Annotated in this window: 8 protein-coding genes; 1 reads left to right on the top strand and 7 read right to left on the bottom strand. The window is 71.8% G+C overall.

Annotated features, from left to right (window positions below):
* The 7 genes from ACRDSQ_RS02295 to ACRDSQ_RS02265 form a co-directional block, all read right to left on the bottom strand.
* A partial coding sequence (locus tag ACRDSQ_RS02295) for a DUF5682 family protein (RefSeq protein WP_431418322.1) occupies positions 1-1,503 on the bottom strand: 1,503 nt, incomplete at its 3' end.
* Entirely contained in the window at positions 1,500-2,585 is a 1,086-nt protein-coding gene (locus ACRDSQ_RS02290; protein ID WP_431418321.1) for an ATP-binding protein, read from the bottom strand. The genes ACRDSQ_RS02295 and ACRDSQ_RS02290, both read right to left, overlap by 4 nt.
* Before the next feature lie 31 nt (positions 2,586-2,616).
* Entirely contained in the window at positions 2,617-4,035 is a 1,419-nt protein-coding gene (locus ACRDSQ_RS02285; protein ID WP_431418320.1) for a DUF5691 domain-containing protein, read from the bottom strand.
* A complete protein-coding gene (locus ACRDSQ_RS02280) occupies positions 4,032-5,303 on the bottom strand; it encodes an SWIM zinc finger family protein (RefSeq protein ID WP_431418318.1) in 1,272 nt (423 codons plus the stop codon). Before ACRDSQ_RS02280 ends, ACRDSQ_RS02285 begins: the two co-directional genes overlap by 4 nt.
* A gap of 75 nt (positions 5,304-5,378) precedes the next feature.
* Positions 5,379-6,377 (bottom strand): LCP family protein, encoded by a 999-nt coding sequence (locus ACRDSQ_RS02275; RefSeq protein WP_431418316.1) that lies wholly within the window; start codon positions 6,375-6,377, stop codon positions 5,379-5,381.
* Complete coding sequence (locus ACRDSQ_RS02270; protein WP_431418314.1) at positions 6,374-6,880, bottom strand: SigE family RNA polymerase sigma factor; 507 nt, start codon at positions 6,878-6,880, stop codon at positions 6,374-6,376. Before ACRDSQ_RS02270 ends, ACRDSQ_RS02275 begins: the two co-directional genes overlap by 4 nt.
* A 258-nt stretch (positions 6,881-7,138) precedes the next feature.
* Positions 7,139-8,239: a trypsin-like serine protease gene (locus ACRDSQ_RS02265; protein ID WP_431418312.1), complete on the bottom strand. Its 1,101-nt coding sequence runs from the start codon at positions 8,237-8,239 to the stop codon at positions 7,139-7,141.
* Positions 8,240-8,658: 419 nt separating this feature from the next.
* Between ACRDSQ_RS02265 and ACRDSQ_RS02260 the strand changes: the two genes are divergently transcribed.
* Positions 8,659-10,887, top strand: a complete 2,229-nt coding sequence (locus ACRDSQ_RS02260; RefSeq protein ID WP_431418310.1) for a family 2 encapsulin nanocompartment cargo protein terpene cyclase — start codon at positions 8,659-8,661, stop codon at positions 10,885-10,887.
* Positions 10,888-10,929: the final 42 nt, after the last annotated feature.

The raw sequence follows: 10,929 nt of genomic DNA, 5'->3' as shown, positions 1-10,929 counted from the left end.
CATGAGCGCGGCGGCGTCCGCGTCGGCGGCGGCGCGGGTGTCGAGGGCGGCGAGCGCTTCGGGCAGGGCGTCGGCGAGGTCGGCGAGCAGGCAGTCCTCGATTGCGCCGGTGATATCGGGCAGCGAGGATTGCGCGGTGGTCCGCGACCGCACAACGGAAGTGGCGGCGGCGGCCACCGACGTGCCGTGCACCCCGGCCGCGACGAGGTCGACCTCGAAGCCGGGTTCCCAGGCCAGCGACCAGGTCTCGCGGAACGTGCCTTTGGAGCGGCGGGCGGAGATCGCCGGAACACCCCAGTCGATTCCCAGGACCCGCAGCCGGTGCAGGAGCTTGGAGCGCTCGGCGCCGTTGGTGTCACGCAGGTCCAGGTCGAGTTCGCGCTCCTGCGGGTCGCGTTTGAGCCGCAGCCCGCGGGCCTGCGCGGTGAGGTCGGCGGCCACGGGCGCCTGCGGTGTGCCCTCGGGGACCTCCCCCAGCCGCTCCCCGACGACCAGCCGTCTGGTCACCAGGTCCAACTGCACCTCGTCGCCGCCGCAGAGGACCGCCCGGGTCGCCTCGGTGACCTCGGAGAGGCCCGCGACCGCCCGGCCACGCAGCGCGGCGAGGGTGTCGGCCAGCCGGACCGCCTCGATCACGTGGGCGCTCGACACGGGCAGGTCTTCGGCGCGCAGCACCCGCGCCACGTCGGTCAGCCAGCGGGCGGTGATGTGGTCGGACACGGTGAACAGGTGGTGGTACCAACCGGGTGAGGTGATGCCCGCGCCGTAGCCGCTGGTGGTGGCGAGCCTGCTGTGCGTCCACGGCACCCACGTGCACGCGACCTTGCGCTTCGGAAGTCCTTTCAGGATCCGCTGGTCGTGGGCGGCGGGCGGGAACGGCTGACGCAGCGCCGGAACGTGCCAAGCGCCGCACACGACCGCGATCCGCCGATAACCGTCCTTTTGCGACTTCCGGATGACCTGGCGCATGTACGCCTCACGCTGCCGCTCGCGCTCGTCGCTGTCCTGGTGCTCCTCGCGCAGGGCGCCCATCGCCTCGGCGATCACCTCGAACGGCGGCTCGCCGTGCCCGCCGTGCTCGATCATCTCGTCCCACCAGCGCTCGGCGTCGTCGTACCCCGCGAGCTGGGCCAGCGTCCCGAGCGGGTCCTCGGTGCGACCGCGGCGGCGCGTGGGTTCGGCGGCGAACTGGTGCGCGGCGGGCAGGTCGCAGAAGCGCACCGGGACCCCGGCCCCGACCGCGTGGCGGATCGCCTGCCATTCGGGGCTGAACACGGCGAACGGCCAGAACGCCGCCCGCGCCGCGTCGTCGGTGGCGTACGCCAGCAGCGCCACCGGCGGCGCCATCGTGTCCTGCGCCGCCCACGACACCAAGGCGTCGGCCTCCGGCGGGCCCTCGATGAGCACGAGGTCCGGCGCCAGGTCGGCAAGCGCCCGCACCACGGCCCGTGCGGAACCGGGGCCGTGGTGGCGGATGCCGAGGAGGGTGACCGCTGCGGTCATCCGCTCAGCTCCCGGCACGCCCGGTAGAAGTCCGACCAGCCGTCACGTTCACGCACGACGGTCTCCAGGTACTCCAGCCACACGACCCGGTCGGCGGACGGGTCTTTCACCACCGCGCCAAGGATTCCGGCGGCCACGTCATGCGGCCGCAGCACCCCGTCGCCGAAGTGCGCGGCGAGGGCGACACCGCCGGTGAGCACGCTGATCGCCTCCGCGGTGGACAGGGTGCCCGAGGGGGACTTCACCGCGATCCGCCCGTCCTCGGTGCGCCCGGCCCGAAGTTCGCGGAACACCGTGACCACGCGGCGGATCTCGGCCAGACCGGCGCTGTCAGCGGGCAGCGCGAGTGCGGCGCCGAGGTCGCTGACGCGGCGGGTGACGATCTCGACCTCGGCCTCCGCGGTGTCCGGCAGCGGGAGGACGACGGTGTTGAAACGCCTGCGCAGCGCGCTGGACAGCTCGTTGACGCCTTTGTCGCGGTTGTTGGCGGTGGCGATGACGTTGAAGCCCGGCCGGGCCTGGGCTTCGGATTCGAGTTCCGGGATGGGCAGGGTCTTCTCGGACAGGATGGTGATGAGGCTGTCCTGCACGTCGGCCGGGATCCGGGTCAGCTCCTCGACCCGGGCCAGCCTCCCTTCCCGCATCGCGCGCAGGACCGGACTGGGCACGAGCGCCTGCTCGCTGGGTCCCTCGGCGATGAGCCGGGCGTAGTTCCAGCCGTAGCGGATCGCCTCCTCCGCGGTGCCCGCCGTGCCTTGGACCAGCAGCGTCGAGTCTCCGCTGATGGCCGCGGCAAGGTGTTCGGACACCCAGGTCTTCGCGGTTCCCGGAACGCCGAGCAGCAGCAGCGCGCGGTCGGTGGCGAGGGTGGCGATGGCGACTTCGATGAGCCTGCGCGGGCCGATGTACTTCGGGGTGATCACGGTGCCGTCGGGCAGGGTCGTGCCGAGCAGATAGTTCAGCACCGCCCACGGCGAGAGCCGCCACGACGGCGGCCGCTGCCGGTCGTCGTGCTCGGCCAGCGCCGCCAGTTCGGCGGCGTGGGCCTGCTCGGCGTGCGGGCGCAGCACGGTCTCGGTCATCGCTCATCCCTCTCAAGGCAGCTCAGGGTGTTCATCGCAGTTCCTCCGCCATCTCGCGGCGGAACACCAGCGTCTCGGACAGGTGTCGCCGCCAGGCGGGGGCTTCCGGCGGCAGCGGCTCGACGGCGACGCGGTGGCGCAGGCACTCGGCCGGGACCGTGCGGGCGATCACGCCTGCCGCCCTGGCGACGGCGCGGTGGTCGGTGTGGCCCGCCAACCAGTCCAGCAGGGCGTTTCCCAGGTCGACCGGCCACGGGGCGGGCAGCGCCACGACCAGTTCGGCGAGGTCGGCCGACTTGCGGGCGCTGCCGAGGTCGGCGACCGTGCGGGCCCGCTCGGCGGCGGGCAGCACGCTCACCAGCGCGGCGGTCTCCGGGGTGGTCAGGTCGTCGGTCGTGAGCAGCGCCCGCGCCCAGGGGAGGTCGCGCTGGCGGGTCGCGGCGGCTGCCCACGCCTCGAGGAGCACGCCGGGGTCACACCCCTCGACCGGCATCGCCGCCAAGTCGGCCGGGCGCTGCTCCCACGCCGAGAGTGGGGCGGCGGCGACGATGTGGCGCAGCCAGGCCGTGCGCTGCCCACCCCGCGCGGGTGCGGCGGGGACGCCGTCGCGCACCATGCCGTCGTCGCGGGCGGTCGGGAGACGCACGGTGATCGTCGAGTCGGCCACCGTCACCAAAGCGCGCAGCCGTTCGGCCATCCGCGCGGCGAACGCTGAAGCAGGCCTGCCGGACAGGATGTCCGCGGCCAGCGCCCGGACCTCCTGGGCCCGGTCGTCCAGGGCCGCTTCGAGGAAGTCTTCGCCGATCACGTCCCGGACGGCGCGCAGGAGTCGCACGCGGGTCGCGGCCGGCTCGCCCGCCCAGTCACGTGCCAGCGCTTCGCCCGCGGCGGGCGGGTCGTCGGCGAAGGTCTCGCGCAGCCAGCGGACCCGTTGGTCGGTGTCGCCGTGGCGCCACACGTCGGCGACGTCGCAACGGTGGTCGGCCAGGTAGCTCCACTCGGGGTTGAGCGCGCCCAGCCAGCTGCCGCGGGCCCCGGCGACCTCGGCGAACGGCGCGCGCAGAGCGGGTCGGGTCCGCGCCAGCTCGGCGAACACCGGCAGCCGCTCGGGTGGCAGCCGCAGGTCGGTGCGGCGCACCAGTTCCAGCCAGTCGCCGAGCAGGTCGGTGTGGTCGCCGGTGAGCATCCGGTCCAACCGCCTGCGGGCCACGGCCGGGATGACTGGTCGCGCGTCCTCGGCCGCCTCCGGCAGGGGCCGCCCGCCGCTCTCCGGGACTCGCCCCGCCCGCCGGTAGCCGGCCATGAGCGCGGCGGCGGTCAACAACCGGGTCGCGGGGTCCTCGTCGTCGGGCACCAACGCCCGAACGGACTCCGGCAGCCCTTCGGTGTGCACGACCCGCCGCCGCGTGCCCAGCAGGGCGGCGGCCACCAGCTCGTCCCACCCGCTCACAGCCGCACCGCCCGGTTGCCGTCCCAACAGGACAGTGGACGCAGTCCGCTCACCGACAGCTCCGCCGCCACGGTCAACGCCCGCCCACCCGACACGGCCAGCAGCGCCCACGGATCGACCCCGGACCCGAGCGGCAGCGCCGAGCCATCCACAGAGGACAGTCCCCATTCCTTTCCCAGCAGCACCGGCGTCACCTCGCTGAGCACCACCGGGAGTCGGTCGAGCCACGGGTCGATGGCCAGGCCCGCGGCGAACGCGGCCAGCGCGTCGGCCATGGTCCCGCCCGCGGGCACCGGCGCGGGCACGGCGTCATCGCGGTCGGCGACGAGCGCGCGCAGCGGGAGCGCGCCGGGGTAGAACGCCAGCGTGGCCGGGATGAGGGTGCCCGACACCAGCGAGGTGTCGAGGATCCGCCCCGGGCCGGCGAACGACAGCACCAGCGCCCACCGCCCGCTCGCCGAACCCCGCAACCAGGTCCGCCGGGACACCAGCTGGTCGTTCTCCTGGTCGACGTGCCCCGCGACCAGCCACTCGTCCCGCACCCGGTCGCCGGAGGCCAGCACGTCGGCGGTGTCCACGGTGAAGCCGAGCCGGGTGCGCACGGTCGCCGCGAGCGGGGCGGGCAGGTCGTCGATCCGCTCGTAGGCCACCGCGAGCGTCCGCAGCAGCGCGAGGTCTTCGAGCAGCCGCGACGGCCAGTCCCGCCCGCGCCCGGGGAGCATCGCCGCTCGCCGCAGCCCCGACGCGAGGCCAGGGGCCTGGGCGTCGACCATGCGGGCGGCCACGGCGTAGAGCACGTCGGGGCTCTGGTCGAGCACCGCCAGCCCGGTCGTGACCTGGTCGCGGAGCCAGCCGGTCAGCTCCGCCGCGCCACCGGCGACCCGCGACGCCCGCTTCTCGGCGCGGCGGGCGGCGGCCTCCTCGTCGCGCTCACCGGTCGGCTCGGCCCGTTTGGGCAGAGCCAGCCAGGTGTCGATCCACTCCGGTTCGACCGACTCGGGGACAGCGCCCTCGGCCCACATGAGCAACAACCCGAGAGCGTGCTTGCAGGGGAATTTCCGGCTCGGACACGAGCACCTGAACGCGGGCTCGGCCAGGTCGACGCCGACTTGGTACGGCGCCTTTCCGCTCCCCTGGCAGGCTCCCCAGACCGCCTGCGCCGAGGATCCGAGCGAGGGCCACTTGGCCGGGCTCGCCTGGCTTCGACCGGCCTTCGCCGAGGCGGGGTCGGGTGCGAGGTCGAGCACCTGCTCAGCGGTCCACCGCACCCGCGCCCTCGTTTCCACCCGACCCTGCCCGTCGATCCGAGCATGCCGGCTGACACCGACAGCGGCGGTGCCAGGTCAGTCCACGCAGTCCGGGGCGGCAGGCGCCTGCCCGGCCATCGCCGTCTCGACGAACGGCCGCACCGTCTCCGGCGAGACCTCGAACTCGGCGCCATGCGAAGAATTGACCATCTCGCCCACCGGGATCGACGTGACCCGGATCCCGCCCTGCGTCCTGGCCAAGCTCTCGGCGAGCCCGAGCAGGTCCGCGTCGGTGACCACATGGTCACCGACGGCGGCCAGCACCCCGGCGGCGTTGGCGGGAGTGACGCGGGCGATCAGCCCGGAGAGGAAGACCTGCTGGCGCCTGATCCGGTCCAGGTCGCCGTTGGGCAGGCCGTGCCGCTGCCGCACGAACGCCAGCGCGGCCTGCCCGGTCAGCAGGTGCCTGCCCTCCCGGAAGTCGGCCTGGGAGAACGGGTCACGGGTAGCCGACCGCAGACAAACCTCGACCCCGCCCACCGCGTCCGCCGCCTGCCCGATCGCCGCCATGTCGATCACGAGATAGTCGTCGATCCGCATCCCGGTGAGCGCGCCGAGGACGGTCATCGTCAGCTCGGCACCCGCCTTGTCCGCCTCGGCTTGGCTCGCTCCCGTCGCGAGGGCGGCTTCCCGCGCCCGGAAGAACGCCGAGTTCACCCTCCCCAGGCCGAACCCGGGGATATCGACCAGCGTGTCGCGCGGCACGGAGATCGCCGTCGCCCGCTCCCCGGCGAGTCGGGTCAGCATGATCGTGTCCGCGTAGCTCATCTCGTCCCGCCCGAGGACCAGGATCGTGCGTTCCCCGACAACGACGCCGGGGGCGGCGGGCGGTGCCTGGTCGCGGCGGACCAGCTGCGGGATGGCCACGGCGGACACCGCCGCCACGACCACCGCGACGGCGGCGAACACCAGCGTCATCGACCGCCGGGGCCGCTCACGCCGCAGGGCTCGGACGACGGCCCCTCCGTCCACGGCGCGGGCGGCCTGTTCGGTGACTGCTTCGCGGATCAGGGACTCGGTCTTGTCATACGTCATGAGAGGACCTCCGTCACGGTCAGGTCGGCGGCGGCGCGCAGCGTGCCCAGCGCGCGTGAGATGTGGCTGCGGACTGTCCCGGCGGAGCAGCCGAGGACCTCGGCGATCTCGGCGTCGGTGCTGTCCTCGTAGTAGCGCAGGACGATCGCGGCCCGCTGTTTGCGCGGGAGGGTGGCGATGCGGATCCGCATGGCCTCGCGCTCGGCGTGGCGGACTGCCGGGTCGCCCCCGGAGGGCCCGATCGCCTCCAGCGTCGAGTGCGCGGAGGTGATGTCGCGCGCGGCCCGCTTGCGCCGCCACGACAGGTATTCGTTGGTGACCATCCGCTTGACGTACAGGTCGGGCGCGTCGAGCGCCCCGATGCGCCCCCATCGCGACTGCGCGCGGAGGAGGACTTCCTGCACGACGTCCTGCGCGAGATGCGGATCGCAGGTCAGCGCCGTCGCGTAGCGCAGCAGCCGGTCTATCCGTTCGGCGACGAAGATGTCGAAACTGTCCGGCACTCATCGCTCCTTTCCCTGGTCGACACCCCACCAACGCGGTGACGGCCGCGGTTGTTGAGTGGCTCCGGGAAAGAAACTCGTGACACCGGATCAGTAAGCCGACACTGGCGACCGATCCGGTGTGACGACGTCACATCGCCGTCGGGGGCGACGTCCCAGTGGTCGGTCGGGCGCGGACAAAGTTCCCACACCACCCGATCGAGTGAAAAAGGCGGTGGCCCATCCCGGGCGCGGGGATGGGCCACCTGTCATCAGGAGCTAGAACTGCAGGCTCCAGGCATCGATGTAGCCGGTGTCGTAGCGGGCCACGTCCTGGACCTTGAGCTTCCAGGTCCCGTTCGCGACCTCCGTCGACGCGTTCACCGTGTACGTGGTGAGGATGTTGTCGGCGGAGTCGTTGGCGCTGGAGCTCTTGAGCCGGTAGGCCGAGCCGTCCGGGGCGACGAGGTCGATGACCACGTCGCCGCGCCAGGTGTGCTTGATGTCGACGTTGACCTTCAGCGTCGACGGCGCGTTGCCCGCCGTGCCGGTGACGGCGACGTCGCTGGTGACCGCGACGCCCGCGTCCGGGATGGTGACGTTGTTCGTGTTCTCGAACTTGCTCCCGGTGGGCGGGGGCTCGGTGGTGCCGCCGGTCTGCTGGTTGATCCAGGCCAGGTTGGCCGCGATGCCGGTGTAGAGCGTCGTGGTCGCGCACTCGCCGTTGTTGTCGCCCGGCCCCTTGGTCTCGCCGACAAGGGTCCAGTTGCCCCGCGAACCGACCAGCGCGGGACCGCCGGAGTCGCCGTGGCAGGCCGAGTGGGTGCGGTCGCCGGAGATGCAGACGTCGGTGGCGCTGCCGCCGCCCGCGTAGCAGCGGCTCGACTCCAGCACCGTCAGGTCGATCTCCTGCAGGTAGGAGGGATTGCTGCAGTTCGGCCAGCTGGTGCAGCCGAAGCCGATGAGCCGGGCGGGCGTGCCCGGCGTGGGGTTCGACGTCGCCATCTTGATCGGCGTCATGGTCGAGGGCGTGGACAGGTGCATCAGGGTCAGGTCGGTGCCGGACTTGTCGACGCGGCGGTCGATGCTGCGGACCTCGCCGCCGGAGGAGCGGTAGAGCGAGCCGATGCGGGCGGACGACGCGTTGCCGCAGTGGGTGGCGGTCACGATCCACTGCGGGGCGACCAGGCTGCCGCCGCAGCCGTTGCTCATCCCGGCGTGGAAGGAGTAGGTCTCGGTGGCGTTGCCGCCGCCGATGATCTGGATCTCCTGGGGCGGGTCGTCCGACGGCGGGGCGGCCAGCGCGGCCTCGCCGACGGTCACCGCCACTCCCAATGCCAGCGCGGCGGCCGCGATGCGGCCAAGCCAACGGTGCTTCATGTGTTTGCCCTCTCGGATGACGCTGCAGGGTGGGCGGGGCCAGGCAGGCGGCCCCCGCTTGTCTCGCACGATGGCCCCGGCCGGGGGCCGCGCATCATCAGAGATGGGTATTCAGCGACCTGATGCCCCGGTTGCGCTCCGTGATCGACTCCGTCACCCCGGACCAGATTTCCGGTGGAATTCCTTGCAGGACAAGCAAAACGGCCGCCACCGCAAGTAGTCGAGCGGGATTCACGAATCCGTTTCGAACGCCATCTGGGAAGTGTTGACGTCCGTGTGCGGAAACCGGCGAGAAGCCCACGATCGTGTGGTTGCCGGTGCGAGGCCTTGGCGAGGCCGGGACCGCTTTGGTTTCGTGGTCGACGTCGAGATCAACCGCCGACCGTCGCCCCACTCCCCGAAACGGCAGGTATCACCCCATGCAGCCCTTCGAGCTGCCCGAGTTCTATCTGGTCCATCCCCCACGGCTGAACCCGAACGTGGAGCAGGCCCGGCGCAACAGCAAGGCCTGGGCGTACGCGATGGACATGGTCGACGTGCCCCAGGCGGGCACCGCGATCTGGACCGAGGCCGACCTCGACTCCCACGACTACGCCCTGCTGTGCGCGTACACGCACCCGGACGCGTCCGGGCCCGAACTGGACCTGATCACCGAATGGTATGTCTGGGTGTTCTACTTCGATGACCACTTCCTGGAGCTGTACAAGCGCTCCCGCGACATCCCGGGCGCGCGGGCGTATCTCGACCGGCTGCGGCTGTTCATGCCGGTGCGCGGCGAGGTCACCGAGAAGCCGACGAATCCGGTGGAGGCGGGGCTGGCGGACCTGTGGGCGCGCACAGTGCCCGCGATGTCGACCGACTGGCGCGAGCGGTTCGCCGAGAGCACGAAGAACCTGCTCGACGAGTCGCTGTGGGAGCTGGCGAACATCAGCGAGGGCCGGGTGTCGAACCCGGTGGAGTACATCGAGATGCGCCGCAAGGTCGGTGGCGCGCCATGGTCGGCGAACCTGGTCGAGCACGCCGTCGGCGCCGAGGTGCCCGCCGCGATAGCCGCCTCACGCCCCATGCACGTCCTGCGCGACACGTTCTCCGACGCCGTGCACCTGCGCAACGACTTGTTCTCCTACGAGCGCGAGGTGCTCGACGAAGGCGAGCTCAGCAACGGCGTGCTGGTGTTCGAGAAGTTCCTCGGCTGCACCACCCAGGAGGCTGCCGAGGCGGTCAACGACCTGCTGACCTCACGGCTGCACCAGTTCGAGCACACCACGTTCACCGAGCTGCCGCCGCTGTTCGACGAGCACGGCCTCGACCCGGTGCAGCGGGCGGGTGTCTTCGCCTACGTCAAGGGATTGCAGGACTGGCAGTCCGGCGGCCATGAGTGGCACATGCGGTCGAGCCGGTACATGAACGGCGGCGGCGCCGAGGAACCGGCGCTGGGTGGCCCGAAGGGGCTGGGCACGTCGGCGGCGCGGATCGTCACGTCCCTGGCGAACACCGCCGGTCAGCGGCTGCGCTCGTTCACCCACGTCCCGTTCGAGCGGGTGGGCCAGCTGCCGGTGCCGGAGCTGCACATCCCGTACGCCAACACGCTGAGCCCCCACCTGTCCGCCGCACGGGAGAACCTCGTCGGCTGGTGTGAGCGGATGGGCATGCTCGACGCGGTCGTCTGGTACGAACACACCCTGCGCGCCGCCGACCTACCACTGTGCGCGGCGGGCATCCACCCGGACGCCACTCCCGCCGAACTCGACCTCACCAGTGCATGGCTGGCCTGGGGCACCTACGCCGACGACTATTACCCGCTGGTGTTCGGCCGCACCCTCGACCACGCGGGCGCCCGCGCGTGCACCGAACGCCTCCACACCCTGATGCCGGTCGACCACGAACCGACACCCGTCCCGGTCAACGGCCTGGAACGCGGCTTGGCCGACCTGTGGAAGCGCACCGCGGGCGCGATGACCGTCGAGGCGCGACGGACTTTCAAGCACACCGTCGTCGACATGACGCGGAGCTGGCTGTGGGAGCTGGACAACCAGGCGATGAATCGGATTCCGGACCCGGTCGACTACCTCGAGACGCGCCGCCGGACCTTCGGCTCGGATCTGACGATGTCCCTGTGCAGGCTGTCGCACGGCCGGACGGTGCCGCCGGAGATCTACCACTCGCGGCCGGTCCGGGCGATGGAGAGCGCCGCCGCCGACTGGGCGTGCCTGGTCAACGACCTGTACTCATACCAGAAGGAGATCCAGTTCGAGGGCGAGATCCACAACGGTGTGCTGGTGGTGCAGAACTTCTTCGACTGCGACGTGACACATGCGGCCGCCGTGGTGGTCGACCTGATGACCTCGCGGATGCGCCAGTTCGAGCACGTCGTCGACATCGACCTCCCGACCCTGTTCGACGACTTCGGCCTCGACGCGACCGCGCGCGCCACCCTGACCGGGTACGCCGAGGAACTCAAGCACTGGATGGCCGGAATCCTGAACTGGCACGTGCACGTCGACCGGTACAAGGAGTCCTACTTGGACCGAACGGCGTCAGGCCAGGTGCCCGCGATCGCCCGGCGCCTGGGACCGACCGGCCTGGGCACCGCGAGCAGCCGGATCGTCCCGGGCCGGGGCACAAAGGTCCCGCTGCCGACGGCCTGAGTCCTCCTAAGCTTGAGTTTTAAGTCTTGATGTCGGTTTTGG

Origin of the sequence: Actinokineospora sp. (assembly GCF_050699995.1) — a bacterium.
GTDB lineage: Bacteria > Actinomycetota > Actinomycetes > Mycobacteriales > Pseudonocardiaceae > Actinokineospora.
Note: the sequence above shows the minus strand (reverse complement) of the source record. Positions and strands in the feature narration are given on the sequence as shown.